We start from the raw sequence: 25,908 nt of genomic DNA, 5'->3' as shown, positions 1-25,908 counted from the left end.
CCGTCGGCACCGACATCTGGATCGCCCTGGCCTGGTGCGTCGGCATCCTCGCCATCGCCTACGCCTTCGCCATGACCACCTACCGCCGCAAGATCTCCTGACCGAGCATCGAGCGAGGCCCGCCGGTAGCACCACCGCAGGCGGGCCGTTCGGCGTTCTCGACCGGGCCGACGGCTCAAAAGTCGGCTTCTTCCTTGTCTTGGCTTGCGCGCAGCGTCGAGCCTGCGCCGGCGGGCCCGCAGAAACGGCTACGCCACACGATGTGTTGCTGTGAGTCGACGGTGTCTACGGTCAGCAACACAGCCCACCCGCGGAGTCTCTTCCCGGAGGCACCAGGCCCGGCCAACACGACTCAGCCACCAGACCCGCTAGGGCGCGTCCCCCAACCGGCGCACCCGCCGCGTCTCGACGGCGACCGCCGCCAGGCTGAGCAGACCGCCCGTCACCAGCACGAGGGGCGGGAGCATCCACACGAGCACCACGCACATCGCCAGAGCGGCGAACAGCAGCGCCGATCCGGTCAGGTCGTCGCCGGTACGCTCGGCCCCGCGGGACAGCACCCGCCACACGCCCCCCGGGGCAGTCTCCGTGCCCGGCGCCGGATCGTCGTCGGACCACGCCGCAGCGGCGCGCACCAGCACCACCGCGGCGTAGGCCGCGGCCGCCCACGTCACCCACCGGACGACCGACGCACCCGGGAGCGCTCCCGTCGCCGTCAGCCCGGTGTTGACGAACACGGCGACCGCGGCCACCGGCAGGAGCGCACCCAGCGCCCAGAGGCTGCAAGCGGCCGCCAGCCAGTCCCGGCCGAAGCCGCGGACCGAGGTGTCATACCCGCCCAGGTGCCGCCGCAGGTGCGCGGCGCCGGCGGCGAGCGCCGCCGGGAGCGTCACCACGGGCAAGCTCCCGGCGAGCACGAGGAGGCCGGTCAGGAGCGTCTCCCCGAGCAGGGCGAACCGTCCTTCGCCGGCCGCACGGCCGCGGGCCGGCTGCGAGTCGGGCTCGTCGGCCTGCTCCTGAGAGTTCACGGGGACCCCGGCTCCTGTGTCGGACGGCGCACGGCATCCGCACCGCGCCGCCGCCCTCGAAACGATACAAATCCGACCCTACAGGACGACCCGGACCGCTATCCCGCGAGCGCCGACTCCGCCTCCGCGAAGAACTGCTCCACCGCCTCGTCCAGGGTGAGGGCGCCGTGCGCCAGGTCGCCGTCGATCCGCACGAAGGCGGCCTCGACGGTGCCGAACCCGGCGACGGGCGGCGGTGCCGCGCTCGTGAGGTAGGGCTCGAGCCCGGCCTCGTAGTCCACCACCTGCGCGTCCAGACCCTCGGGCTCGAAGCCCTCCAGCGCGGTCGACGACGCCGGGACACCGCGCGAGATGCCGAAGATCTCGCCGACCTGGGGGTCGTTGGTGATGAAGTCGATGAGGGCCGCCGCCTCCTCGGGATGCTCCGACCCGGCGGCCATGGAGAGCATCAGCGACGGCTTGAGGAACAGGCCGCGCTGCTCCGGGTCGTCCGCCGGCGGGGGCAGCATCGTGAGGTTCGCGCCGTCGGCGCCCTCGCTGAACCGGACCAGGAAGTTGTCCCAGCTGATCTCGGACGCCGTCTCCAGCACCCCCATGGCGTCGACGCCTTCGAGCTGGTCGAGCCGCTCGGCGGGCAGGAAGGTCCCGTCCTCGTGCAGCGGGGCCGCGCGGCCCCACCACTGCGCCAGGTCCTCCTCGGTGAAGCCGAGCGACCCGTCCGCGAACAGGGTCTTGCCCTGCTGCCCGAGCCAGATCTGGAACAGCCAGAGGATCTGGGTGTAGTCCACGGAGCCGTGCACCACCGGGTCCTGGCCGGCGCCCGCCTGCGCGACGTCGGCCAGGAACGCGTCGTACTCGTCCCAGGTGAGGTCGCCCTCCGGGGCCTCGACGCCGAGGTCGGCGAGCAGGTCCGTGTTCACTATCGTCGCGAGCGTGTTGGTGCTGGTCGGGATCGCGTAGGTCTGCCCGTCCAGCTGCGTGGACTCGACCAGGCCCTCGGGCAGCGCCGAGGTGTCGATCTCCGCGCCGATGTGCTCGTCGAGCGGGGCGACGCGCCCGGCCGTCCCGTACTCGGCCAGGTAGGCGACGTCCATCTGGATGACGTCGGGCAGGCTGCCGCTCGCGGCCTCCGTGTTCCGGGCGCTCCAGTAGTCGCCCCAGGCGGCGAAGTTGGTACGGACCTCCACGCCGGGGTTCTGCTCCTCGAAGAGCGCCACGGCCTCCTCGTACCGTTCGGCGCGCGTCGTGTCGCCCCACCAGGCGAAGTCGAGGACGACGGTGTCGCCCTCGCCGCCGGTGCCGCCAGCCGAACATCCCGCCACGACCAGCGGCAGCACAGCCGCCGCGGCGATCAGGGTCCGGGCGCTGCGTGCGTCCGTTCGTTTCATCGTGAGCCTCCTTGCTCAGCCGTCTGCGCCTCCGCGCACGCCAGAATGCTGCCCGCCCGGCGCGGGGAACCGTCAAAAACGGACAAGAACGGTCAGGTGCGCGGCGCGCCGCCGCACGACTCCCGGATCGTGAGGCGCGGCAGGAGGTCGACGTGGCGCGGCGGACGCCGGTCGCCGTCCGGCTCGGCGATCCGGTCGACGAGGAGGCGGAGCGCCTCCCGCCCCAGCTCCCAGCGCGGCGGCGTGACTGCGGTCAGGGGCACGGCGGCGAGCTCGGCGTTCTCGTCGTCGTACGCGACGATGGCGAGGTCGTCGGGTACGCGCAGCCCGCGGTCCAGCGCCGCCTCCACGAACCGCGCCGCGTGGTGGTCCGTGTGCACGATGACGGCCCGCACCCCAGCCTGGGCGCACTCGTCCAGCAGCCGGCCGACGGCGCGCTCCAGCGCGGCGGGGTCGTCCTCGCCCTTGGGCAGCGACGCCGTCGGCGCGGCCCCGAGGCCGAGCCGGTCTACCGCCTGCCGGTAGCCCTCGCGGACGTACGGGGCGGTCGGCGTCCGGTCGTACACGGCGAGCGCTATGCGGTCGTGGCCGAGCCCCGCGAGGTGCTCGACGGCGACCACCGCGCCGTGCGTCAGGTCGGTCCGGGCCAGGTCCAGCTCGCTGAGCCTCGTCATCCCGTCGATGCGGCGTTCCACCAGCACCACCGGCACGGGGATGGCGCACGCCCACGCGGCGAGGTCCGCGGGCTCCCGGCCCCGGGTGGTCGGGGCGATGGCGATGCCCGCCGCGCCCAGGGCGACCATGCGCGCGACCTGCGATTCCTCCACCTCGGGGCGGTAGTGCGACACCCCGAGCACCAGCCGGGCCCGGACCGCCGGGGCCAGGGACTCCATGCCGCGCACGAGCTGGGGAAAGTGGGAGCTGGTGCTCGGCACGACCACCCCGACCAGGACTCGCGCCGCCTCGGGGCCCCGCGACGAACGGAGCGCTATCGCGCCGCCGTGCACGCGGGCCAGCTTGCCCGACCGGTCCAGCGCCATGATGTCGCGGCGGATGGTGACCTCGGAGACGCCGAGCCGTTCCGCTACCTCGGCGGACCGCAGGCTCCCGCGCAGCTCGACCTCCCGCAGCAGGTACTCGTGCCGGGCTCGTGGCAGCTGCATGCTCACCTTCTCCCTCCCCGTCCCGCCGTGGTCGTGCGCGCCGGCGCACTGTAGCGGGACAGGCCCGCCGTCCTGGTCGGGACCTGACCGGAATTGTTCGATCGGACGCACCGCGCGCCTCGGTCGGTGAGACTCCCGCGGTGACGAGTACCGACGCCGCTGCCCACGCCACCCTCCGACCCGCCCAGCGCTGGACCCGCGACCACTGGCTGTCCACCGCCGACCGGCTGCTCGACGCGACGGCGGACCATGCGTCCCCCGGCCGGGCGCTCGTCCGGCTGCCCGGCCCGGTCAGCGCCTCGGGCGCGTGGAGCGACGGCCTCGAGGGCTACGCCCGCACCTTCCTGCTGGCCGCGTTCCGCGTGCGCGGCGAGAACGGCGGCGACCCAGCCGGACTCCTGGAGCGCTACGCCGAGGGGCTGCGGCACGGCACCGACCCGGCCGATGCCGAGCGGTGGCCCCGGATCGACGAGCGGCGTCAGGCCGTCGTCGAGGCCGCTTCCGTCGCCGTCGCCCTTTCCGAGACGCGGCAGTGGCTCTGGGACCGGCTCGACGACGGGACGCGCGAGCGCACCGTCGACTGGCTGGCCGGGATCGTCGGCACCGCGGGCTACCGCAACAACTGGATCTGGTTCCAGAACGTCGTCGAGGAGTTCCTCGCCTCGGTCGGCGGCCCGTGGGACCAGGCCGACCTCGACCGCAACGACGAGCTCCAGGAGCGGCTGTACGTGGGCGACGGCTGGTACTCGGACGGGCACGGCCGGGACGGCCGGCGCCAGTCCTTCGACTGGTACGCGGGCTGGGCCTGGCACTTCTACCCGGTGCTGCACGCGCGGATCCAGGGCCGGCCGCTGCCCGAGCGGCACGCCGGCCGCCTGCGCGCCTACCTCGACCAGGCCCAGCACCTCGTGGGCGCCACGGGCGCGCCGCTCCTGCAGGGCCGCTCGGCCACCTACCGGCTCGGGCTGCTCGCCCCGTTCTGGGCGGGCGCCCTGACGGGGGCCACGCCGCTCGCCCCGGGCCAGACCCGCGCGCTGACCGCCGCCGTCGCCGAGCACTTCACGGCCTCCGGCTCGATCGACGAGCGCGGGCTCCTCCCGGTCGGCTGGCACCGCCGCTACGACCGGATCCGCCAGCTGTACACCGGGGCGGCGTCGCCGTACTGGGCGAGCAAGGGGTTCCTCGGGCTGCTGCTGCCGCCCGACCACGCCGTGTGGACGGCGGACCCCGAACCGCCCACCGCCTGGCGCGACACCGCCGTCGTACCGCTGCGCGCGCCGGGCTGGCTCGTCTCCGCGACACCCGAGGACGGCCTCGTCCGCATCGTCAACCACGGGTCGGACCGCCTGCTGGAGCACGCCGCGGAACCGCGGGCGGACGACCCGTTCTACCGCAGGGCCGCCTACGCCAACCTGGTCTCGCCGCAGCTCTCGCAGGACGCGATCGCCGCCCCCGTCGAGTCGCACGTCGCGCTGCTCGACGCCGACGGGGTGCCGTCCCACCGCGACGGCGTCGACCGGCTCGCCCTGGGCGATCACGTCGCCGCGTCGTGGTCGCGGGTGCACTGGCTCGGCCTCCCGGGCTCCTCGGCCGACGGCGCCGCCGCGACCTGGGCGTCGATGCGCCGCGGGCCCCGTCTGGTCACCGCCTCGGTGGTGCGCGGCCGGTTCGAGGTCCGCATCGCCTGGTACCTCGCGGACGCCCTCGACGGCCGGTTGGGCGGCCCGGCCGGGCCAGGGATCGGCGACGGGGACGGCGTCGGCACGAGCGACGACGGCGCCGCGGCGTGGCCGTGCGACGTCGGCCCGTGGCGCCTCCAGATCGGCGGCTGGGCGCTGGCTGCCCCGGACGAGCACGACCTGACCGTCGAGACCGGCGACGACTGGGTGCGGGTGGTGCGGCGCGACGGGCTCTCCTCGCTCGTCCGGGGTCTGACCGGGCTGACCCTGCCCGGCACCCGGCGCCGGGACGGAGCGGATCCGCTGGGGGCGGCGTCGGACACCCCGCTGCTGCGCAGCAGCGGGGCCCTGGCACCCGGCGAGGCAGGTGCCGCGCTCGTGGTGCTGTCGGGCGCCCCGTCCCCGCTCGACCTGGGCGCGGTCGAGTCGGTGACGAGGCTGCCCGACGCCGACCGCACCCGCGTCGCCGTCCGCTGGCGGGACGGGCAGGTGGACGTCGTCGACGGTCCCACCGGCCCCGTCCCCTGACCCGGCCGCGGGTCAGCCCTTGAGGCCCTGCGTCGCGACGCCGTCGACGAGGTACCGCTGGAACACCACGAAGAACAGCAGCACCGGCACGAGCGCGAGCACGGCCATGGCCATCTGCGCGCCGTAGTCGGACACCGACGTCTGGTCCACGTACAGCCGGAGGGCGATCGGCAGCGGGTACGTGTCGGGCCGCTTGAGGTAGAGCAGTGGCCCGAGGAAGTCGTTCCACGACCAGATGAACGCGAAGATCGCGCTGGTGATCACCGCGGGCCGCATCAGCGGGAGCAGCACGAGCCGGAAGATCCCCCAGTGCCCGCACCCGTCGATCCGCGCGGCCTCGTCGAGCTCACGCGGCAGCCCGCGCAGGAACTGCACCATGAGGAACACGAAGAACGCCTCGGTGGCCAGGAACTTCGGGGCCAGCAGCGGCACGAACGTGTTCACCATGCCCATGGAGTTGAACAGGATGTACTGCGGGATGATCACCACGTGGAACGGCAGCAGCATCGTGCCGATCATCACCGCGAAGTACACCCCGCGCCCCGGAAAGCTGATCCGCGCGAACGCGTAGGCCGACACGGTGGCCGACAGGACGATGCCGACGACCGACCCGACCGCGAGGATCAGCGAGTTGAGCACGAACGTCCAGAACGAGACCCCGCCGATCCCGCCGAACGCCGCCGTGTAGTTGTCGAGCGTCCACGTCTCGGGCCACAGGTTCACGTTGCCGACGATGTCGGCGCTCGGCTTGAACGAGCTCAGCACCATCCACACGCCCGGATACAGGATCACCGCGGCGATCGCGAGCACGAGCACGTGGAACACGACGGACCTGGTGCGCCTCCGCCTGCTCGCGGTCGCGCTCGCGGCAGCACTGACAGTTGTCATCGCAGTCGTCATCGCACGTCTCCCGTGTAGTGGACCCAGGCACGCGAGGTGCGGAACAGGATCGCCGTGATGATCCCGACCACGAGCACCAGCACCCAGGCCATGGCCGAGGCGTACCCCATCCGGAACTCCGTGAAGCCCTTGAGGTAGAGGTAGAACGTGTAGAACAGGGTCGAGTCGGCCGGGCCGCCCGTACCGCCCGAGATGATGAAGGCGGAGCTGAACACCTGGAACGCGCCGATCGTCTCGAGCAGCAGGTTGAAGAACAGCACGGGCGACAGCATCGGCAGCGTCACCGCGACGAAGCGGCGGACCGGTCCCGCGCCGTCGACGGCCGCCGCCTCGAGCAGCTCGGCCGGGATCTGCTTGAGCCCGGCCAGGAAGATCACCATCGGGGCGCCGAACTGCCACACGGCCAGCAGGATCATCATCGGCATGGTCATGCCGGGATTGCCCACCCAGCCGCCGGCCGGTAGCCCGAAGAACTGCTGGACCTGGTCGGCGATGCCGTCGTCGATGAACATGGCGCGCCACACGATGGCCACGGAGACGCTGGCCCCGATGAGCGACGGCGCGTAGAACATCGAGCGGTACGCGCCCTGGCCCCGGTGCTTGGCGTTGAGCAGGACCGCCACCGCGAGCGCGGCGGCGAGCTTGACCGGCACGCCCACCAGCACGTAGACGGCCGTCACCTGGGCCGACTTCAGGAACCGCGGGTCGGCGAACAGGGCGGTGAAGTTGTCGATCCCGATGAACTGCGGGTCCCGGAACAGGTTGTAGTCCGTGAACGCGAGGTACAGCGACATCAGCATCGGGCCGGCCGTCAGCAGCACGAACCCCAGGAGCCACGGTGACAGGAACGCGTATCCGGCTCGCGTGTCGGCCCGGCTGCGCGGCGGCTTGGCCGCCCCGCCCCGTGCGGGGGACGACGTCGCCGCCCCCCGCACGCCGCCGCGCCCGGCCGAGCGTCCGCGCTCGGTAGTGGTCACGGACATGGTCACTCCCCGCCGAGGGTCGATTCGGCGCTCTGGAACCACTGGTCCGCGAACTCCTCGGGCGTGATGTTGCCGTACGCGAGCTCCTCGCCCAGCCGCTTGAACTCGGCCTCGACCACGCCGTAGCCCTCGACGGGGAGCGGCGTGTCCTCGGTGACCCGGTCGGCCATCTCGTCCTCGTAGGTGACGATCTTGTCGTCGATCGAGCCGTCGTCGATCTCCATCGCGTCCTTCTGGGCCGGCACGGCGGGCACGCCCTTCGACGTGCCGAAGATCTTGCCCACCTCGGGGTCGTTCACGAGGAAGTCGATGAGCGTGGCCGCGGCGTCCGGTTCCTGCGTGGTGGCGGACGACGAGAGCAGCATCGACGGCTTCCAGAACTGCGCCGAGCCCTCGGGGCCCGTGGGCAGCGGCAGCAGGTCGAGGTTCTCGGTGCCGGCGCCGGCCGCGTACCCGGCCATCATGTTGTCCCAGACCAGCTCGGTCGCGGCCTGGTTCACCTGCAGGCCCGTGAGGGGCTCGACCTGCTTCGAGCGCTCGACCGGGAAGAACACGCCGTCGTCGCGCAGCGGCTGGGTGCGCTCGGCCCACGCGACGAGGTCCGCCTTCTCGAAGGCCGGCGTGCCGTCCTCCGCGAACGCGGTCCGGCCCTGCTGGACCAGCCACTGGATGAACATCCAGAGAGCCCCGGTGTAGTCGGTGCCGCCGTAGATCTGCGGGTCGCTGTCGGCCCCGGCCTCGCTGACCTCACGGAGCCAGGCGTCGTACTCGTCCCAGGTCAGGCCCTCCTTCGGCGGGTCGATGCCCACCTCGTCGAGAAGGTCGTCGTTGTGCACCATCCCGAGGGTGTTGGTGCTGGTCGGGATGCCGTACTGCCCGCCGTCGACCGAGCCGGAGGCGAGCACCGCCTCGTCGAAGTCCCCCGTCTCCAGGTTGACTCCCACCTGGTTCGAGAGGTCCAGCAGCTGGTTGTTCGACGCGTACTGGTTGATGTAGGCGAGGTCCATCTGGAGGACGTCGGGCAGGGTCTGGCCGGCGGCCTCGGTGCTGCGCGCGGTCCAGTAGTCGTCCCACGCCTGGAACTGGGTCTGGACGTCGATGTTCGGGTGCTTCTCCTCGAACAGCGCGACGGCCTCCTCGTACCTGGAGGCGCGGTCGTCGTCGCCCCACCAGACGAGGGACAGCTCGATGTCCCGGTCGGTGGCGACCGGCGCGGCCTCGGTCGAGGCGGTCCCGCCGCCCCCGCAGGCCGAGAGGACGAGGGCCGAGGCCGCCGTGAGGGCAACGATCTTGCCGGCCGTCTTCGTACGTGTGCGAACCACGTGAGCCTCCTTGCTCATGGTTGGTGCAGATGCGCCGGCAGCTTCTTCGACGGCCGGGCTGAATCGATCCAATACCGATATGGGCCTGTATGTCCAGGGGGTGGAGCCAGGAATGGGTAACGATTTTCAACCCTGGGCCCCAGGACCCGGCCACCCGCGTCAGACGCGGGTCGACCAGACCTCCAGACGGCCGCACATCCCGTAGCGCCGCGGCCCGGGCTCGGCGTCGCGTGCCGCGACCCGCCCGTTCCCCAGGTGCCCGACGACGGCCGCCGTCGCCGCCCCCGGATCCGTGACGTCGTCCGGGGCGAGCACGGACAGCGCCCCGTCGGTGTCGGCGAAGGCGCGCCCCACCGACGCCGTCCACACGTCGCGCCAGCCCGCCGCCCGCGGGGCGACCACCTGGGCCGCCGCCGCGTACAGGCCGTCCAGGGCCGACGCCCCGTCCCGCTCGACCGCATCCCGGAGCACGCGGAACCCCGCGAGCGCCAGGTCCCGCCGGGCGCGCGCGGCGGCGGCCACGGCCGGGTCGTCCTCGGCAGGGTCGGCCTGGGCAGGGTCGACCTCGGCAGGGTCGGCCGCGTCGCTCGTCGCCGCGGCCGCTCCCACGCCGGAGCCAGAGCCAGAACCAGAACCAGAACCAGAACCAGAACCACCCGACGCACTAGGCAGCGTCGCCGCCACCCGGTAGGCCGCTGGATCCGCGAGCACCTCGGGCGGGAACGTGAACACGGCGTCCCCCGCCTCGGGCAGCCCCGCGTTCGACATCACGACGAGCACCTCGAGGCCGCCGTCGTTCACCGCGCGGTGGATCACGCCGGGGCTGAACCAGACGATCCGGCCGGGCACGAGGTCGTGCTCCGCGAAGCCCGCCGGGCCGAGCGTCTGCACGCGGCCGCGGCCGGCGAGCGGCACGTAGGCCTCGGTCGAGGCCGTGTGGAAGTGCGGCGAGCCGGAGCCGCCGGGCGCGTCGGGCGCGGGCCAGTCGTAAACCCGCAGGTGGGACACCGACGTCCCGCCGGGGAACACGGGGTCGCTGGTTGCTTCGGTCACGCTGCGCCCTGCCCGTTCACTCAGCGCCGAGTGCCGTGCGGCCCAGCTCCGCGAGTGCGGCACCCCGCTCGGGGTCGGACTCGCCGTCGGCCACGAGCACCGCGTACCGGAACCGGAGCGTCTCGCCCGCCGGGAACGGCACCTCCTCGCTGAAGAACGGCGCGGGGCAGATGCAGGCGAACGGCACCGACCGCACGAACCACTGGGGGGTCCCGCCGGGGTTGGTCCCCGGGTCGACCAGCACCACCGTCGAGGAGGCTGCGCCGCCCTCGGCGGTCGGCGCGGCGCCGTCGTGCCGGCCCACGAAGCCCATCCAGTCGAACCGCTCGCCGCGCACCTCCTCGGCGTCGCCCGCGAACCCGGGCGCCAGGACCGTGCCGCCCGTGAAGGAGCGCGGCCCGCGCCAGAACAGCCCGCCGTACCCGGCGTTCTCGCGGCCGTTGGTGGTCGGGCTGCCGATGTCGAGCGCGCCGTCGGACACGTTGGTGAGCTCGGTGTCCCAGATCAGCAGCCAGGCGTCGTCCTGCACGACGGCGGCGGTCACGGTGCGCTTCTCGCGCACCACCACCGTGCCACGCTCGCCGTCGGACGGCGGGGTGCGCCAGGCCAGCTCCTCTGTGAACGCGCCGCCCTCCGGGCCCGGGCCGACGAACGACTCGTGGTCCATCGAGCCGTCGTTGCCGAGGTCCCGGTAGCCGGCCTCGGCGCGTACGTAGGTGGGGCCGCCCCAGAAGTTGTACGGCCCGACGTACGGCAGCGACCAGACCAGGCCCTTGTGCCACACGTGGTCCCACGGCCGGTACGCGCTGATCTCGCGCCCGCCGGGCGTGCGCAGGGGGTGGAAGTACGGCCGCGGGCTCTCGTACGGGACGTCCGTCGGCCGGTACACATAGGTGGCGAGGTCGCCGCCGTCCGCGAGGCTGAAGGTCAGGGTGGTTCCGTCGTCGTGCACCTGGATGGTCATCGTGCGCCCTCCTCGGCCGCGGCCTGCACTGCGTCCAGGTCCTTGACCGGTGCCCACTCCGGGCCCGTGCCGCGCATGGACTCGTGGAACGGGTCCCCCGGCCCGATCTCGCCCGCCCGTACGACCGAGCCGGTGAACGCGGACCGGTAGATCGCGGCGACCAGCTCCAGCGTGCCGCGCGTGTCACCCACGGTGACGGGCGGTGCCTCGCCCGCGGCGAACGCCCGGTAGGTCGGCACGAGCTGGGCGAGGTGGCCCGAGGGCAGGGCCTCGGGGTCCGGCTGCCACAGCCGCCCGACGTCGTCCCGGCCGGCCGCGGGCGTGAAGGTCCAGTCGGCGTCGGAGTACCCGTACAGGTGCGACAGCTCGATGGTCGCCGCCTCGGTGTCGAACCGCAGGTCAGAGGTCTCCCGCGGGGACAGCAGGGAGTTGGTGAGCGTCGCCATCGCGCCGCTCTCGAACCGGACGATCGCCATCGAGACGTCCTCGGTGTCCACGTGCCGGGCGAGGCGCCCGGCCATCGCCGTCACCTCGGACCACGGGCCGAGGGTCGCCAGCAGCAGGTCGAACTGGTGGATGCCGTGGCCCATCGTGGGCCCGCCACCCTCGGTGTCCCACCGCCCGCGCCACGGCACCTCGAAGTACTCCGGCGCGCGGAACCACAGGGTGTCGCAGGTGGCGACGAGCGGGCGGCCCAGCGAACCGTCGTCGAGCAGCCGGCGCAGCTGCCGGGCGCCGTGCCCGAACCGGTGCTGCACGACCTGCGTGAACTTCGCGGTCGAGCCGGCCTCGGCCTCCGCGATCCGGTCGATCTCCGCGAGGGAGAGGGTGGCGGGCTTCTCCACCACCACGTGCACACCCGCCTCGAGCGCGGCCACCGCCGCGTCCACGTGGGCGCCCGGCGGTGTGCACACGTGCAGCACGTCCGTCTCGGCGAGCACGTCGTCCAGCTCGGTCCCGTGCGTGGCGACGTCGTGCCTCCTGGCGAACTCTTCCGCCCGGGCCGGGTCGATGTCGACGGCGTGCGCCAGGACGGCGTCCACCCCGTGCGCCGACAAGCGCGCGATCGCGCCTGCGTGGGCCGCGGCGATGCCGCCCGTGCCCAGGATCGTGACTCTCATCTTGCTCCGTCCTCGTCGACGAGTGATCGATCACCCTATCGAGCCGACACGCTACCCCGGTCGAATCGATCCTGAGCGACCTTACCCACGGGAGCGGGTCGCGGAAAGGGCTTTCCAAGGTTTGGGACGCCGCGGTGACCGCCCGGGTCGACAGCGCTGGTCGAGCGGTGCATGGGACCGAACGCAGCCCGCCGTCAGGGCGCGGCGGCGCCGATCTCGGCGGCCACCGCGTCCACGAACGTCTCCGGGGTTCCGGCGGGCAGCAGGCCCGGCAGGGCGAGCAGCGACCGCACGTCCTCCTCGACGCCGGCGAACCCCTCGACATCACCCAGGCCGTCGGCACCGCCCGGTACCTCGGCGGCGCCGATCAGCTCGACGAGCTCCGCCGCCCGCGGGTCGTCCACGACGTCCCCGGCGAGCGTCCGGCGTCGGACGAACTGGGCCCACGAGGCCAGGGCGAACGCCACACCCAGGGGCTCCCAGCCCGCGGCCAGCGCGTCCGCGAGGACGCCGCCCCACCGGAACGGGATCTTCTGCGTGCCGTCCATCGCCACCTGGACCGTGGTGTGCCCGGTGTGCGGGTTGGCGAACCGGGCCAGGATCTGCTCGCCGTACTGGTGCAGGTCCAGGCCGTCGGGCGGGGTGAGCGTCGGCAGCGCGTCCTCGAACAGGTACTGCCGGGCCCGCTCGGCGATCGCCGGGTCCGACACGGCCTCCGCGATCGTGGCGTGCCCCGCGAGCCAGCCCGCGTACGCGACCAGCGAGTGCGTCCCGTTGAGCAGCCGCAGCTTGGCCTGCTCGAACGGCGCCACGTCCTTGGTCAGCGTCGCTCCGGCCGCCTCCCACGCGGGGCGCGGTCCGGCGAACCGGTCCTCGATCACCCACTGCGCGAACGGCTCGCCCACCACGAGCCCCTCGTCCCGCGCGCCGAGCGCCTGCCCGACCTGGTCGCGCTGCTCGGGGGTGGTCGCCGGCACGATCCGGTCGACCATGGAGCACGGGAAGGTGACGTGCGCGTCGAGGAACCCGCGCAGGACGTCACCCTCGGCCCCGGGAAGGCCCGCGTCCGCGGCCTCTCGGACGAGGCGCTCGAGCACGCGGCCGTTGTCGACCATGTTGTCGCAGGTCAGGACGGTGATCGGCGCCCCGGACGGGGCACGCGCTGCGAGGCCGCGCACAAGGAGCCCGATCGCCGACGTCGCCGGCCGGACCGGCTCCGCGGCCTGGGGGTCGGCACGGAGCGCGGCCAGGTCGCCGGCCACCGCGTCCGCGTCGAGCGACCCGCCGGGCCGCCGGGCATAGCCCTTCTCCGTGATCGTCAGCGTGACCACATGGGTCGACGGCGCCGCGAGCGCCGCCAGCACGCGCTCGGTCTCCTCGGCGGGGTAGGCGACGTCGACCACGGACCCGATCAGCTCGATCGAAGACTCCTGCTCGCCCGCGGTGAGGACCGCGTACACCCCGCCCTGGGGGCGCAGCTGGTCGCGTACCTTCGCGGACCGCTGGGTCACGCCGAGGATCCCCCAGGAGGTGTCGCCGGTCGCGATCGCCGCGCGCTCCGTGTAGACGGCCTGGTGCGCCCGGTGGAACGCACCGATTCCGAGGTGGACGATGCCCACCGCCGTCGGCATCACCGGGGCGTCGATGCCCTCCGGGAGGCGGTCCCGGTGCAGGCGGTCGTCAGTCATCGCGCGTCTCCTTTACCTGTGCCACTAGCTGCGTCGGGTTCACGAACCGCAGCGCCACCACGAGCATCACGAGCATTGTCGCGGTGTAGATCACCGACATGGCCGAGATGAGCTGCCTCGCCTCGCCGCCACCGGCGGCCGTCATGCCACGGTAGATGGCTACGACGAGTGTGTCCGATCCAGGGCCCGACACGAGGAAGGTCAGCTCGAACAGCCCGACTGTCCGAACGAGCACGAGGATCGCCGCGGCGAGAATACCTGGGACGAGCAGCGGCGCGAGGATCCGCGTGAACACCTGCCACGTCCGCGCCCCGCACATCCGGGCGGCGGACTCGATGGCCGGGTTGATCTGCTCGATGAACGGCGTCATCGTCAGGATCACGAAGGGCACGGAAGGCACGAGGTTGACCAGCACGACGGCGGTCAGCGTGCGCCCGAGCCCGAACGAGTACATGACCGTGGCGAGCGGGATGCCGTAGGTGATGGGCGGCATGAGCACGGGCAGCAGGAACAGCAGCATGATCGCGCGCTTGCCGGGGAAGTCGCGGCGGGCCAGCACGTACGCGGCGGGCACGCCCACGGCGATGGAGATCACCACGACGAGCACGGCCACCCCGACGGTGACGCCGACGACCTCGCCCAGCGCGAACCGGTCCCAGGCCTCGGTGTAGCGCTCGGTGGTCAGGCCGTCGGGCAGCCAGGTGTCGAACCACTGGCGGCCGAACGAGTCGACGACCACAGCGACAAGGATCCCCAGCAGGAACACCCCGAACGCGGTCATGCCGGCCCAGACGAACCAGGTGGACGGCCGGGCGGCGAGCGGCCGCTCCAGCGTTGAAGCGGCCATCAGCCCTTCCCTCCAGTGGTCCCGCGGTACAGCAGCGAGCGCAGGCCCAGCACGGCCACGACGACGATCAGCTCGACCGCGCCCATCATCAGCGCGATGGTGGACGCCATCGCGTAGTCGTTCTGTTCCCCGAACGCCCGGAACGCCATGAGCGACATGACCCGGGTCTCGCCCATGGCGTCACCGACGAGCCGGGCCGACGGGAACACCGAGAACGCGAGCACGAAGGTCAGCACGAACGTGGTGGCGAGCCCTGGCGCGAGCAGGGGCAGGACGATCCGCCGGAACCGCTGCCACCAGCCCGCGCCGAGCGTCTTCGCGGCCTGCTCCAGCGACGGGTCGATGCCCGACAGGTAGGACGAGATGAGCAGGAACGCGAACGGGAAGCCGGTGATCACCAGGGAGAACATGACGCCCAGGTAGTTGTTCACCAGCCGGAGCGGCTCCTCGATCAGGCCCGACGCGAGCAGCGTCCGGTTGATCCAGCCCTGCCGCCCCGCGAAGATCAGCAGCCCCTGCGCGGTAAGCACGGTGCCAAGGGTGATCGGCAGCACCAGCAGCGACGTCAGCAGCCGCTTGCCGCGAAACCTGTGCCGCAGCACCATCGCCACCGGGACCGACGCCAGCACGTTGAACAGGGCCGCGGGGAGCGCGAGCCGCATGGTGATTCCGACGGAGTCGAACACGAACGGGTCGCTGAAGAACGCCACGTAGTTCGCGAAGATCCCGCCGCCCCACTGCTCCTGCATCGCGGCCGTCGGCTGGATCGTGAGCCCGATCCCGTAGGAGAACGGGTAGACGAACAGCGCGAGCGCGACCACGAGCCCCGGCACGAGCAGGAGCAGCGCCGGGTCCACACCCCGCTCGGCCAGGCGGTGCCGCAGGCTCGCGGTAGCCCGCTGCCTCCCGCCCCTCACGACCCCACCTTTGTTGTGGGCGCGATCGTTGCGCCTATGACGGACGCGTAGTCGCAACGATCGCGCCCACAACCACGAGCTCTTGGCGCGCGGGTCATGCCGCAACCTCCTGCGGCACGACGGCGTCCAGCGACTCCGGGAACACCAGCACCCGCTCGACCGGCGCGGTCAGGGTGACCGCACCGCCGACGTCGGGCGCCGTCGTCGTGCGGGCGTGCAGCATCGTGTCGCCCGTCTGCACCCCGACGGCGTGCTCGCGGCCGTGGTACTCGACGACCGACACGGCGCCGGTGATCGAGCCGGCGCCGCCGGTCGAGCCGCCACCGGCGGTCGACGCCACGGCGAAGTCCTCCGGGCGGATCGCTACGCGCACGCGGTCCCCCGCGCCCATGGCCCCGACCGCACGCCCGGTGAGGCGGACGCCGCCGTCGGCCGTCCCGGGCAGCTCGACCACCGCCTCGCCCCCGGACACCGAGACGACGGTCGCGGGCAGGATGTTCCGGTACCCCATGAAGTCGGCGACGTACCAGCTCACCGGGCTCTCGTAGAGCTGGTCGGGCGTGCCGACCTGCTGCACCCGCCCCTCGCGCATGACGACCAGGCGGTCGGCCAGGGAGAGCGCCTCCTCCTGGTCGTGCGTCACGTAGATGGTGGTGAGCCCGAGCGACTGGTGCAGGCGCCTGATCTCGGTGCGCATGTCGAGCCGCAGCTTCGCGTCGAGGTTCGACAGCGGCTCGTCCATCAGCACGAGCGACGGTTCGAGCACCACCGCACGCGCGATGGCGACCCGCTGCTGCTGCCCGCCCGAGAGCTGGCCCGGCAGCTTCTTGGCGTGCTCGCCGAGCTTGACCAGCGCGATCGCCTCCCGCACCCGCGAGTCGATCTCGGCCCGCGGCAACCCCTGCATCTGCAGGCCGAACGCCACGTTCTTCTCCACGGACAGGTGCGGGAACAGCGCGTACGACTGGAACACCATGCCGAACCCGCGCCGCTCCGGGGGCAGGGTGTCGATCCGCCTGCCGTCCAGCCGGATCTCGCCGTGCGTCAGCGGGAGCAGGCCGGCCAGGCAGTTCAGCGCCGTCGACTTGCCGCAGCCCGACGGCCCCAGCAGGGCGACGAACTCGCCCGACCTGATCGTCAGGTTCAGCCCGGACAGCGCGTCCACCCCGCCGAACCGCCGTCCGACACCCCACAGCTCCAGCGACTCGAAGTCGCTCACTCCTCTTCCTCCACCTTGCCGCCGCCGACCTCGCGGTCCCAGATGTCGAACGCGGTCACCATCGACTCGGCGTCGAGCGGCACGACGGCGTCCTGCGACTCGATGAGCTCGTCGAACTCGGGGCGGCCGAACTCCTCGATCACTTCCCTGGACTCCTGCGGCGCGAGGTCGAGCGTCGCGCCCTCGACGGCCGGGCCCGGGTAGAAGTAGCCGGCGTCGTACGCCTTGGCGTTCTGCTCCGGGGTGAGCATGTCCTGCAGCAAGAGGGTGATCGCGCTGATCTTGTCCGCGCTCTGGCCCTTCGGGATCGCCGCGTAGTGCGCGTCGGTCACCCACGTGAAGTCGTCGAACGCGGCGGCCCTCAGCGTGTTGGGGAGCTGGCCCTCCGCACGCGGCGCGATCTCCCAGCCGGTGGTGGTGGGGATCATGCTCCAGGTGCCGTCGGCCATGTTGGTCACTACCTGGCCGGTGCCCGTCGGGTAGGTGTCGACGTACTGGCCGAGCTCCTTGAGGTAGGCCCAGGTCTTGTCCCAGCCGTTCTCGGGGTCGGTCGGGTCGTCGTCGCCCAGGATGTAGGGCAGGCCCATGAGGAAGGTGCGGCCCGGGCCGGAGTTCGCGGGGCGCGCGTAGCCGAACTTGCCCGGGTTGGCCTTGGCCCACTCCAGCAGCTCTTCGGGGGTCGCCGGGGGCGTCTCGACGACCTCGGGGTCGTACTGCAGCAGCGGCCCGGACGGGTAGTACGTCGTCACGATGCCGTAGCCCTCGGCGAGCTCCTGCATCTTCGCGGCGGGCTCCAGGTAGTTCTCCTGGTTCGACACGCGGTCGCCGTAGTCGTCCACCACGGGGATCCACAGGTCCTGGCTGATGCCGGCCGCGAGCCCGTCGTTGCCGGTGAAGACGACGTCGATGGACAGGTTGCCGCTGTCGACCTGCGGCTTGACGATGCCCGTTACGTCGGGTGCGCCGCCCGTCTCCCAGGTCACGGACTCGATGACGTCGGGGTTGTTCTCGACGAACTCGTCGACCATGCCCTCGGTGAGCCGCTGGTTGCCTGCGACGTCGAGGATGTTCAGGGTGACGGGCTCCGACGGCGTGTCGGGGACGTCGGCCGGGTCGGTGACGGCGCCGCCGCTCTCTCCGCCTGGGGGCGCGGGTGGGGTGCACGCGGTGAGCAGGGTCAGCGCCGCGACGCCGACGAGCGCCACGGCCTTGTTCGAGGTGCGCATAGTGCCTTCCTCTCTCGGGCTTCTTCGCCCAGGGTTTGTTCGCCGGGACGGGCGTCAGCTGACCGTCTCGGCAGGAGCGGGTCCGGAGGACCCGCGGATCGTGAGCTCCACCGGGAGCTGTCCGCTCACCGGCGTACCGCCGCGCAACCGTGCGAGCAGGAGGTCGACGGCGCGCTGCCCCAGCCGGGCGAGCGGGATGTGCACGGTGGTCAGCGCGGGCGAGACGAGGGCGGCGAGCTGGACGTCGTCGAACCCGACGACGGACATCTCGCCCGGTACGTCGACGCCGCGGTGCCGCAACCGGTCGAGGATGCCGAGCGCCATGAGGTCGTTGAACGCGACGACGGCGGTGACGCCGCTCGCCAGGGCATGGTCGGCGGCCTGGATGCCGCCCGCGAAGTACGGCTGGAAGTTGCCCAGCTCCACCAGCTCGACGTCCCAGCGGCCGGCCGCGGCGATCAGCCCGGCCACCCGCCGTCCGCCGGACCAGGACGACGCGGGACCCGCGGCGACGCCCACCTTCCGATGGCCGAGCGCGGACAGGTGCCCGAGGGCCTGGGCGACGCCGTCGGCGTCGTCGACGGCGATGAACGGGACGGCCGCGGCCCCGGAGCCCGCCTTCCGGGCGGGCGGCAGCTCCCGGTTGGCCAGGACCGCCGTGACGCCGACCAGGGCCGCACGCAGCTCGGCCTCACCGGACCGGGGCGAGGCCACGACCAGGCCGTCCGTCCGGGCGGCGAGCGCGTCGATCAGCTCGGGCTCGACGGCGGCGTCCTCGTCGGAGTCGGCGACGAGCACCTCGTAGCCCTCGGCACGTGCCCTGGCCTGCACGCTCTTGGTCACCGACGCGAAGTACGGGTTCTCCAGGTCGGGCACCACCAGGCCGATGGCGTGCGTGCGCCCCTTCCGTAGGCCGCTCGCCGCGTGGTTGGGCCGGTAGCCCAGCTCGGCAGCAGCGCGCGTCACGCGGTCGCGGGTCTCGGTGGCCACCCGTTCGGGGGAACCGAGGGCACGCGACACGGTCGAGATCGAGACTCCGGCGGCGCGTGCGACGTCGTGCACCGTGACCATGGCACCCCCTCGTGACCCTGCAAACGTTTGCACCCTATCGTAGGGTTTGACCGCAAACGTTCTCAGCGACGGTTCTCACCGATCGTCCCGCCTCTCGGACGCGAGATGGGGGCAGTCAGGCAGCGTGTACGTGGCACTCTCGATCGTGCTCGACGCCTCCGTCGACGGCGACGCGTGGGCGGCTGGAGCCGCCAGCATCCTCGAATTGCGATCCGAAATCCGCCTAGTAAAGTACGTGGAATCTGCCTAGTAGAAGTCCCGAAATTTGCCTGGTAAATCAGCTGAAATTTGCCTAGTAGCCGATCTGGAGGGTGCGCTGATGGACGCGATCTACCGCCGCCGAGTGCTTGACGAAGTCCTCGATGACGTTGCGGGCGAGTTGCCGGCGATCGAGATCTTCGGCGCGAAGGGCGTCGGCAAGACCGAGACGGCACGACGTCGGGCCGCGACAGTCATCGCTCTGGACGACCCTGTTGAACGAGATCTGCTTGCGGGTGACCCCGACCGTGTGCGGCGAGTGGATCATCCTCTTCTCCTGGACGAGTGGCAGCGATTCCCTCGTTCATGGGACCTGGTGCGTCGCGCGGTGGACGATCACGATGGCTCCTACCTCCTGACAGGAAGTTCCGTCCCCGCAGAGGCCCCAACCCACTCCGGAGCCGGACGCATGGTCTCCTACCGGATGCGGCCACTAAGCCTGGCCGAACGCGGAATCGACCGTCCGACCGTCAGTCTGTCGGCGCTGTTCGACGGTGATGACAAGATCGATGGGCACACCGAGCTCGGTCTGCCCCACTACGCGAACGAAATCACCGGGTCGGGATTCCCCGACCTCCATGGGCTGTCCGTGCGATCCCGCAGCGCTCGTCTGGAAGGCTACGTTCACTCCATCGTGCAGCGATCGTTCCCCGAGCAGGGACTCGCAGTACGCAAGCCACAGGCCCTTCGAGACTGGCTGACGGCCTACGCCGCGGCGACTTCCACCACAACCACGTACCAGCGGATCCTCAAGGCCGCCACACCCGGCGATGGCGATCCGCCGTCCCGCCAGACCGCCGATTCATACCGCGCCGTCCTGGAGCAGCTCTGGCTGCTGGACCCCCTGCCCGCCTGGCAGCCGAGCCGGAATCGCCTCAACCGCCTCGCTCGCTCTCCGAAGCACCAGCTAGCCGACCCGGCCCTTGCCGCGCATCTGCTCGGAGTGAGCGCTAGTGCGTTGCTGCGCGGATCCGAGGGAAGTCGTCCGACTCTCTACGAGGGTGCGCTCCTCGGTGCGCTGTTCGAAAACCTCGTCGCCCAGTCGGTCCAGGTCTACGCGCAGATCACCGACGCCAGGGTCTTCCACATGCGTTCGGACTCCGGCGACAGGGAGATCGACATCATCGTCGAACATCCTGACGGCCGCGTTATCGCGATCGAGGTCAAGGTCACCCAGAACCCGAGCAGCCGAGATGTCCGACATCTGCTTTGGCTCAAGGAGGAGCTCGGCGAGACCCTGACCGACGTGCTCGTGATTACTCCCGGGCCCTGGGCTCATCGCCGCGAGGACGGCGTCGCCGTGGTTCCGGCTGCGCTGCTCGGACCGTAGGTCTCGACCACCTAGGATGCGGAAGCGCTTACCCGAACCGGCAACGATGCCTCAGGAGGATCCCGTGACCGATACCTGGACGCTGCACCCCGACCGGGCGCTGCCCGCCGACTCCGTGACGCGGCCGATCGCCCGCGAGATCTACCTGGCGGTGCGGGACCTCCCGATCGTGTCGATGCACGGCCATGTCGACGTCGCCGCCTTCGCAGACGACGAGCCGTTCGGTGACCCCGCCCAGCTCCTCGTGGTCCCCGACCACTACCTGACGCGGATGCTCGTCTCGCAGGGCGCGAAGCTGCCGGAGCTGGGCGTCGGCCCGGCCGACGGGCCCGGGTTCGAGTCCGACCCGCGCGAGATCTTCCGGCGCTTCTGCGCGGGCTGGAAGCACTTCCGCGGCACGCCCACGCGGTACTGGATGGAGCACGAGCTCGTCGAGATCTTCGGCGTGACGGTGCGCCCGTCCGCGGACACGGCCGACCAGGTCTACGACCAGATCGCCGAGTGCCTCGCCGACCCCGCCTTCCGCCCCCGCGCGCTGCTGGACCGGTTCGGCATCGAGACCATAGGCACCACCGACCCCGCCTGGAGCACGCTCGACGCGCACGCCCGCCTCGCCGCCGACCTGCCGGGTCGCGTCCTGCCCACCTTCAGGCCGGACCCGCTGCTGCACCCGGCCCGGTCGACGTGGCGGGGCGACCTGGAGCGGCTCGCCACGGCGTCGGGCATCGCGACGGACACGTACGCGGGCTACCTGGCGGCGCTCCGCGAGCGCCGCGCCGCCTTCGTCGCGGCGGGCGGCCTGGCCACGGACCACGGCCACTTCAGCGCGGACACCACTCCGCTGCCCGACGACGTCGCGCGCACACTCTTCGACAAGGCGCTGCGCAGCGGGCCGGACGGGGACGGCGCGGCGATCAGCGCGGCGGAGGAGGCGGCTTTCTCCGCGCACATGCTGTTCCAGATGGCCGCGATGTCGGCCGACGACGGACTAGTGATGCAGTTCCACCCCGGCGTGCTGCGCGACCATGACCCGGCCGTGGCCGCCGTCTTCGGACCCGACAAGGGGTACGACATCCCCGTCGTCACCGAGTTCGCGCACGGCCTGCGGCCCGTTCTGGAGGCGTTCGGCAACTCAGAGACCTTCCGGATGATCGCCTTCACCGTGGACGAGGACGTGTACTCGCGCGAGCTCGCGCCGCTGGCCGGCGTGTACCCGGCGCTGCGGCTGGGCGCACCGTGGTGGTTCCTGGACGCGCCGGACGCGATGCGCCGGTTCCGGGAGGCCGCCACGGAGACGGCGGGGTTCTCGAACATGTCGGGCTTCGTCGACGACACCCGCGCGTTCTGCTCGATCCCCGCCCGCCACGACCTGGCCCGCCGGGTCGACGCCGGCTACCTCGCCCGCCTGGTGTCGGAGCACCGCCTCGACCTGGACGAGGCCGTGGAAACGGCCGCTGACCTGGCCTACCACCTGCCGAAGCTGGCGTACGCGGCGCGCTGACAGGCCGCAGCCGGACCACTGACCTGTGTCGTGTCACGGCCCGTCACCCCGAACCGCAAGTTCCCAGTGCGTCAGGGTTGCTGAACCGAAGCGACACGCCGATATCCCGCGCGATCTCGGCGTGTCGTTGCGGTTCGACGGGCGAGAGGACGCGCAGGTTTCGGGCCGGCGGGTGGAGTTAGGCCGCGCGGGACTCAGGGCTGGATCGGTGCCAGCGCCCCGCCCGCGCCGAACGCGAGCGCCGCGAATCGCTCGCCGATCAGGCGGTGGGTCGCCGCATCCGGGTGGAGCCGGTCGGGCAGGGGCAGGTCCTCGGCGTCGGCGGGGCCGTAGAGCTCGAGGCCGTCGAGGTAGTGCAGGTTCGGGTCCTCGGCGGCACGCTCGCGCACGATGCGGGCGAGTTCTTCGCGGATCACGACCAGCGTGAGCTTGCCTGCCGCGCGTTCGGCGGGGTCGCCGGTCGCGCGGAACCGCAGCTGCCCCTCGGCGAGGGCGTCCTGGTCGAACGCGCCGGGGCCGGGCGTGTTCTCGTGGATCGGGCAGAGGACGGGCGAGACGACCAGCAGCGGCGTGTCCGGGTGGCCGTCGCGGATCGTGTCGAGGAACCCGTGCACGGCCGGACCGAAGGCGCGCAGGCGCATGAGGTCGGCGTTCACGATGTTGATGCCGACCTTCAGGCTGATCAGGTCGGCCGGGGTGTCGCGCACGGCGCGTGCGGTAAACGGGTCGAGCAGGGCGCTCCCGCCGAACCCGAGGTTGACGAGGTCGACGCCCCCGAGGGACGCGGCGACCGCCGGCCAGATGCCGGTCGGGCGTATCGCGTTGGAACCCTGGCTGATCGAGCTGCCGTGGTGCAGCCACACCGGGCGCCGCTCCAGCGACGGCCGCACCGGCGCGTCCGTGCGCAGCTCGACGGGCTCGACGGTCTCGTTGTGGGGCAGCCAGAGCTGCACGGACTTCTCGCCGTCGGGCAGCCCGTCGAACACGACGGAGCCGATCCCGCCCGGCTCGGTCTCCCGCGCTCCGGTCGCCATGTCGATGGTCACGACGACGGCCTCGGCGAGGCTGGCCTGCCCGGCGGGCCGGCCGTCGACGACGAGGTCGAAGACGCCGAGCGGGCGGGCCGGGGCGCCGCTGAAGCCGAACCGGACCGCCAGCGCCCGCAGCTCGATGCTCGTCGCGGCCGTCGTGAAGGCCAGCCGCACCCCGGACAGCTGCGACTCGGCCATGGCGAGCTGCGGGTCCGCGGCCTGGGCGCGCGCCCGGGCCGGCAGCCGGTGCACACGCACGCCGTTCGGCGTCTGCTCGACCTCCAGCGCGCCGCGCAGCAGCTCGGCGGTGACGAGTGTGGAGATCTGGCGGGGCCCGGCGGTCATTCCCCCAGCGTATGGGCGACGCCGGCCCGGGGCCGCCCGACGCTCGTCTCACCGGTCGTCCCGCCGCACGGCACGCAGCGACGGCGGCGTTAGGGTAAGTACGCCCCGCAAACCTGCCCATCAACCGCAAGACGGACGGGACGGTCCATGACTGGAGAAGTTCCCCACGAGGCCTGGCTGCCCGACGACGCGTTCGCCGCGATCGGCAGCCGCCGGGTAGTGGTGGCCGGCGACGGCGCCCTCGCAAGCACCATCGCCGAAGAGGTGGCCGCGGCGACCGCCCGGTTCGGCGGGGCGTTCTCCCGCCTCGAGGTGGGCGACGGCGTGGCCGACGCCGAGCTGGTGCTGACCCTGGCGCCCGAGCTCCCGGCGGGCGACCCCTCGCCGGCCGAGCTGGTCGAGAACACCGGCGTCTCGGCCGACGAGAGCTTCCGGTTCACGCGGGAGGCGGGCGCCGTCGTCGTGCAGGCGGGCAGCGATGCCGGGCTGCTGTACGGGCTGTTCCACGTGGTGCGCCTGGGCGAGGCCGCGTTCGACGGCCCCGACGCCGACGAGAGGCATGCCCCCGCCACGGACCTGCGGATGCTCGACCACTGGGACAACGTGCACGCGCACCCCTCGATGGGGCAGGTCGAACGCGGGTACTCCGGCGGCTCGATCTTCTACGACAACGGTTTCGTCCGCGGGGACCTGTCGCGCGTCGAGCGGTACGCACGGCTGCTGGCCGCGATCGGGATCAACCGCGTGGCGATCAACAACGTCAACGTGCACCAGCACGAGGCGCACCTGCTGACCGACGACCTGGGCGACGTCGTCCGGATCGCCGCCGTCTTCCGGCGGTGGGGTATCCGGGTGCACCTGTCGGTGTCGTTCGCCTCCCCCATCGCGCTCGGCGGCCTCAGCACGTCCGACCCGCTCGACCAGGACGTCGCGCACTGGTGGGTACGGGCGGCCGCGCGCGTCTGGGACGCGATCCCGGACTTCGGCGGGTTCGTGGTCAAGGCGGACTCCGAGGGCCAGCCCGGCCCGTTCGCGTACGGGCGCACCCACGCCGACGGTGCGAACATGCTGGCCGCGGCCGTCGAGCCGTACGAGGGCCTGATCCACTGGCGGGCGTTCGTCTACGACCACCGGCAGGACTGGCGCGACCGGTCGACCGATCGCGCGCGCGCCGCGTACGACCACTTCCACCCGCTGGACGGCGCGTTCTCGGACAACGTCGTCGTGCAGGTCAAGTACGGTCCGCTCGACTTCCAGGTGCGGGAGCCGCTCTCGCCGGTCCTGGCCGCGATGCCGCACACGCGGGTCGCCCTGGAGCTGCAGGTCACCCAGGAGTACACCGGCCAGCAGCAGCACGCCGTGTACCTCGGGCCGCAGTGGAGCCAGATCCTCGGGTTCCGCTTCTGGGACGCCGACGGCCGGGACAACGGCTCGCCCACCGTGGCCGACCTCGCCACCGGCCGCGGCAAGGCGGCGGAGGACCCGGGCACCGGCAGGTGGCGCAAGCCCGCCGGCGGCTTCGCCGCCGTCTCCAACGTGGGCGACGACGAGTTCTGGACGGGGCACCCGTTCGCGCAGGCCAACCTCTACGCGTACGGGCGGCTGTGCTGGGACCCGACGCTCGACCCGGCCGCCGTGCTCGACGAGTGGGTGGGCCTCACGTTCCCGGGTGCGCCGGACTCCGTCGGGCAGGCAGTGCATGCCGTGCTGGACCGGTCGTGGGAGACGTACGAGCAGTACACGGCGCCGCTCGGCGTGGGCTTCATGGTGCGCCCGGGCCACCACTACGGGCCCGACGTCGACGGCTACGAGTACACCCCCTGGGGCACGTACCACTTCGCTGACCGGGACGGCATCGGCGTCGACCGCACGGTCCGGACCGGCACGGGCTACGCGGGCCAGTACCCGGCGCCGTGGTCGGCGGCCTTCGAGTCGCCGTCGACCTGCCCCGACGAGCTGCTGCTCTTCTTCCACCACGTGCCGTACACGCACGTGCTGCACAGCGGCAAGACCGTGATCCAGCACATCTACGACACCCATTTCGAAGGCGTGTCCCGGGTCGAGGCGATGATCGGCGCGTGGTCGGAGGCGTCGAAGCTGGTGGACCCCCGCGTCTCCGAACGGGTCTCGGAGCGGCTCGCCGAGCAGCTGCGCAGCGCCACCGAATGGCGCGACCAGGTGAACACCTACTTCCTGAGAAAATCGGGCATCCAGGACGAGAGGGGACGTACCATCTACTGAGCGGGTGAACTCCGGCGTCGCTTCGGTAACGGCCACAGCGTTTCAGCGAGGCTGCGCGTCCCCAGGTGTGTAAGCAGTAGGTTCCAACACACCTGGTGGTTCCTT

Annotated in this window: 20 protein-coding genes and 1 pseudogene; 5 read left to right on the top strand and 16 right to left on the bottom strand. The window is 72.1% G+C overall.

Annotation, left to right across the window (positions count from 1 at the left end):
• Window positions 1–101, top strand: a pseudogene (locus C8K30_RS24395) (ABC transporter permease); the annotation flags it as partial.
• Window positions 102–368: 267 nt separating this feature from the next.
• On the opposite strand, the gene C8K30_RS24390 reads toward C8K30_RS24395, so the two are convergent.
• The 3 genes from C8K30_RS24390 to C8K30_RS24380 all read right to left on the bottom strand — a co-directional run bounded on the left by C8K30_RS24390 (window position 369) and on the right by C8K30_RS24380 (window position 3,579).
• Complete coding sequence (locus C8K30_RS24390) at window positions 369–1,028, bottom strand: Poxvirus protein I5 (protein WP_233257412.1); 660 nt, start codon at window positions 1,026–1,028, stop codon at window positions 369–371.
• A 98-nt stretch (window positions 1,029–1,126) separates the two neighbouring features.
• On the bottom strand, window positions 1,127–2,416 hold the full coding sequence (locus C8K30_RS24385) for an ABC transporter substrate-binding protein (protein ID WP_233257411.1): 1,290 nt from the start codon (window positions 2,414–2,416) through the stop codon (window positions 1,127–1,129).
• Between the two features lie 92 nt (window positions 2,417–2,508).
• The gene (locus C8K30_RS24380) at window positions 2,509–3,579 is read right to left on the bottom strand and encodes a LacI family DNA-binding transcriptional regulator (protein ID WP_108495477.1); all 1,071 of its coding nucleotides are present in this window, start codon (window positions 3,577–3,579) and stop codon (window positions 2,509–2,511) included.
• Between the two features lie 140 nt (window positions 3,580–3,719).
• Here C8K30_RS24380 and C8K30_RS24375 point away from each other — a divergent pair, with 140 nt between their 5' ends.
• Window positions 3,720–5,786: a DUF2264 domain-containing protein gene (locus tag C8K30_RS24375; RefSeq protein ID WP_233257410.1), complete on the top strand. Its 2,067-nt coding sequence runs from the start codon at window positions 3,720–3,722 to the stop codon at window positions 5,784–5,786.
• A 12-nt stretch (window positions 5,787–5,798) separates the two neighbouring features.
• Here the strand turns inward: C8K30_RS24375 and C8K30_RS24370 are convergent, their stop codons facing one another.
• The 12 genes from C8K30_RS24370 to C8K30_RS24315 form a co-directional block, all read right to left on the bottom strand.
• Window positions 5,799–6,686, bottom strand: a complete 888-nt coding sequence (locus C8K30_RS24370; RefSeq protein ID WP_108495476.1) for a carbohydrate ABC transporter permease — start codon at window positions 6,684–6,686, stop codon at window positions 5,799–5,801.
• Window positions 6,683–7,669 carry a carbohydrate ABC transporter permease gene (locus C8K30_RS24365; protein ID WP_108495475.1) on the bottom strand — a complete coding sequence of 329 codons (987 nt, stop codon included), beginning with the start codon at window positions 7,667–7,669 and terminating at the stop codon, window positions 6,683–6,685. The genes C8K30_RS24370 and C8K30_RS24365 overlap by 4 nt, the downstream gene beginning before the upstream one ends.
• Window positions 7,670–7,671: 2 nt before the next feature.
• Window positions 7,672–8,991: an ABC transporter substrate-binding protein gene (locus C8K30_RS24360; RefSeq protein WP_108495474.1), complete on the bottom strand. Its 1,320-nt coding sequence runs from the start codon at window positions 8,989–8,991 to the stop codon at window positions 7,672–7,674.
• 159 nt (window positions 8,992–9,150) lie between these two features.
• On the bottom strand, window positions 9,151–10,044 hold the full coding sequence (locus tag C8K30_RS24355) for a cupin domain-containing protein (RefSeq protein ID WP_108495473.1): 894 nt from the start codon (window positions 10,042–10,044) through the stop codon (window positions 9,151–9,153).
• 16 nt (window positions 10,045–10,060) lie between these two features.
• Window positions 10,061–11,008 carry a PmoA family protein gene (locus C8K30_RS24350; RefSeq protein ID WP_108495472.1) on the bottom strand — a complete coding sequence of 316 codons (948 nt, stop codon included), beginning with the start codon at window positions 11,006–11,008 and terminating at the stop codon, window positions 10,061–10,063.
• Window positions 11,005–12,129, bottom strand: a complete 1,125-nt coding sequence (locus tag C8K30_RS24345) for a Gfo/Idh/MocA family protein (RefSeq protein WP_108495471.1) — start codon at window positions 12,127–12,129, stop codon at window positions 11,005–11,007. Before C8K30_RS24345 ends, C8K30_RS24350 begins: the two co-directional genes overlap by 4 nt.
• Before the next feature lie 194 nt (window positions 12,130–12,323).
• Window positions 12,324–13,817, bottom strand: a complete 1,494-nt coding sequence (locus C8K30_RS24340) for a mannitol dehydrogenase family protein (RefSeq protein WP_108495470.1) — start codon at window positions 13,815–13,817, stop codon at window positions 12,324–12,326.
• Window positions 13,810–14,664, bottom strand: coding sequence for an ABC transporter permease (locus C8K30_RS24335; RefSeq protein ID WP_108495469.1), 855 nt, complete (start codon window positions 14,662–14,664; stop codon window positions 13,810–13,812). Before C8K30_RS24335 ends, C8K30_RS24340 begins: the two co-directional genes overlap by 8 nt.
• On the bottom strand, window positions 14,664–15,581 hold the full coding sequence (locus tag C8K30_RS24330) for an ABC transporter permease (protein WP_108495468.1): 918 nt from the start codon (window positions 15,579–15,581) through the stop codon (window positions 14,664–14,666). The genes C8K30_RS24335 and C8K30_RS24330 overlap by 1 nt, the downstream gene beginning before the upstream one ends.
• Window positions 15,582–15,675: 94 nt before the next feature.
• Window positions 15,676–16,800 (bottom strand): ABC transporter ATP-binding protein, encoded by a 1,125-nt coding sequence (locus tag C8K30_RS24325; RefSeq protein ID WP_108495467.1) that lies wholly within the window; start codon window positions 16,798–16,800, stop codon window positions 15,676–15,678.
• Window positions 16,797–18,026 (bottom strand): extracellular solute-binding protein, encoded by a 1,230-nt coding sequence (locus tag C8K30_RS24320; RefSeq protein ID WP_108495466.1) that lies wholly within the window; start codon window positions 18,024–18,026, stop codon window positions 16,797–16,799. The genes C8K30_RS24325 and C8K30_RS24320 overlap by 4 nt, the downstream gene beginning before the upstream one ends.
• A 54-nt stretch (window positions 18,027–18,080) precedes the next feature.
• Complete coding sequence (locus C8K30_RS24315) at window positions 18,081–19,097, bottom strand: LacI family DNA-binding transcriptional regulator (RefSeq protein ID WP_108495465.1); 1,017 nt, start codon at window positions 19,095–19,097, stop codon at window positions 18,081–18,083.
• 319 nt (window positions 19,098–19,416) lie between these two features.
• Between C8K30_RS24315 and C8K30_RS24310 the strand changes: the two genes are divergently transcribed.
• Window positions 19,417–20,685 carry an ATP-binding protein gene (locus tag C8K30_RS24310; protein WP_108495464.1) on the top strand — a complete coding sequence of 423 codons (1,269 nt, stop codon included), beginning with the start codon at window positions 19,417–19,419 and terminating at the stop codon, window positions 20,683–20,685.
• Window positions 20,686–20,749: 64 nt separating this feature from the next.
• Window positions 20,750–22,186: a glucuronate isomerase gene (gene uxaC, locus C8K30_RS24305; RefSeq protein ID WP_108495463.1), complete on the top strand. Its 1,437-nt coding sequence runs from the start codon at window positions 20,750–20,752 to the stop codon at window positions 22,184–22,186.
• 194 nt (window positions 22,187–22,380) lie between these two features.
• Here uxaC and C8K30_RS24300 read toward each other — a convergent pair whose 3' ends face one another.
• A complete protein-coding gene (locus C8K30_RS24300; RefSeq protein WP_108495462.1) occupies window positions 22,381–23,562 on the bottom strand; it encodes a GDSL-type esterase/lipase family protein in 1,182 nt (393 codons plus the stop codon).
• 147 nt (window positions 23,563–23,709) lie between these two features.
• Between C8K30_RS24300 and C8K30_RS24295 the strand changes: the two genes are divergently transcribed.
• A complete protein-coding gene (locus C8K30_RS24295; protein WP_108495461.1) occupies window positions 23,710–25,803 on the top strand; it encodes an alpha-glucuronidase in 2,094 nt (697 codons plus the stop codon).
• Window positions 25,804–25,908: the final 105 nt, after the last annotated feature.

Origin of the sequence: Promicromonospora sp. AC04 (genome assembly GCF_003058225.1) — a bacterium.
Lineage (GTDB): Bacteria > Actinomycetota > Actinomycetes > Actinomycetales > Cellulomonadaceae > Promicromonospora.
The sequence above is the reverse complement of the archived record's forward strand: the minus strand, read 5'-3'. Positions and strand labels throughout refer to the sequence as shown.

Excerpts from the sequence above, each read along its gene's own strand:
- C8K30_RS24365 (WP_108495475.1), bottom strand. The coding sequence starts at position 7,669 with ATGTCCGTGACCACTACCGAGCGCGGACGCTCGGCCGGGCGCGGCGGC.
- C8K30_RS24315 (WP_108495465.1), bottom strand. The coding sequence starts at position 19,097 with ATGGTCACGGTGCACGACGTCGCACGCGCCGCCGGAGTCTCGATCTCG.
- C8K30_RS24370 (WP_108495476.1), bottom strand. The coding sequence starts at position 6,686 with ATGACGACTGCGATGACAACTGTCAGTGCTGCCGCGAGCGCGACCGCG.
- C8K30_RS24380 (WP_108495477.1), bottom strand. The coding sequence starts at position 3,579 with ATGCAGCTGCCACGAGCCCGGCACGAGTACCTGCTGCGGGAGGTCGAG.
- C8K30_RS24300 (WP_108495462.1), bottom strand. The coding sequence starts at position 23,562 with ATGACCGCCGGGCCCCGCCAGATCTCCACACTCGTCACCGCCGAGCTG.
- C8K30_RS24345 (WP_108495471.1), bottom strand. The coding sequence starts at position 12,129 with ATGAGAGTCACGATCCTGGGCACGGGCGGCATCGCCGCGGCCCACGCA.
- C8K30_RS24350 (WP_108495472.1), bottom strand. The coding sequence starts at position 11,008 with ATGACCATCCAGGTGCACGACGACGGAACCACCCTGACCTTCAGCCTC.
- C8K30_RS24385 (WP_233257411.1), bottom strand. The coding sequence starts at position 2,416 with ATGAAACGAACGGACGCACGCAGCGCCCGGACCCTGATCGCCGCGGCG.
- C8K30_RS24310 (WP_108495464.1), top strand. The coding sequence starts at position 19,417 with ATGGACGCGATCTACCGCCGCCGAGTGCTTGACGAAGTCCTCGATGAC.
- C8K30_RS24335 (WP_108495469.1), bottom strand. The coding sequence starts at position 14,664 with ATGGCCGCTTCAACGCTGGAGCGGCCGCTCGCCGCCCGGCCGTCCACC.
- C8K30_RS24340 (WP_108495470.1), bottom strand. The coding sequence starts at position 13,817 with ATGACTGACGACCGCCTGCACCGGGACCGCCTCCCGGAGGGCATCGAC.
- C8K30_RS24320 (WP_108495466.1), bottom strand. The coding sequence starts at position 18,026 with ATGCGCACCTCGAACAAGGCCGTGGCGCTCGTCGGCGTCGCGGCGCTG.
- C8K30_RS24295 (WP_108495461.1), top strand. The coding sequence starts at position 23,710 with ATGACTGGAGAAGTTCCCCACGAGGCCTGGCTGCCCGACGACGCGTTC.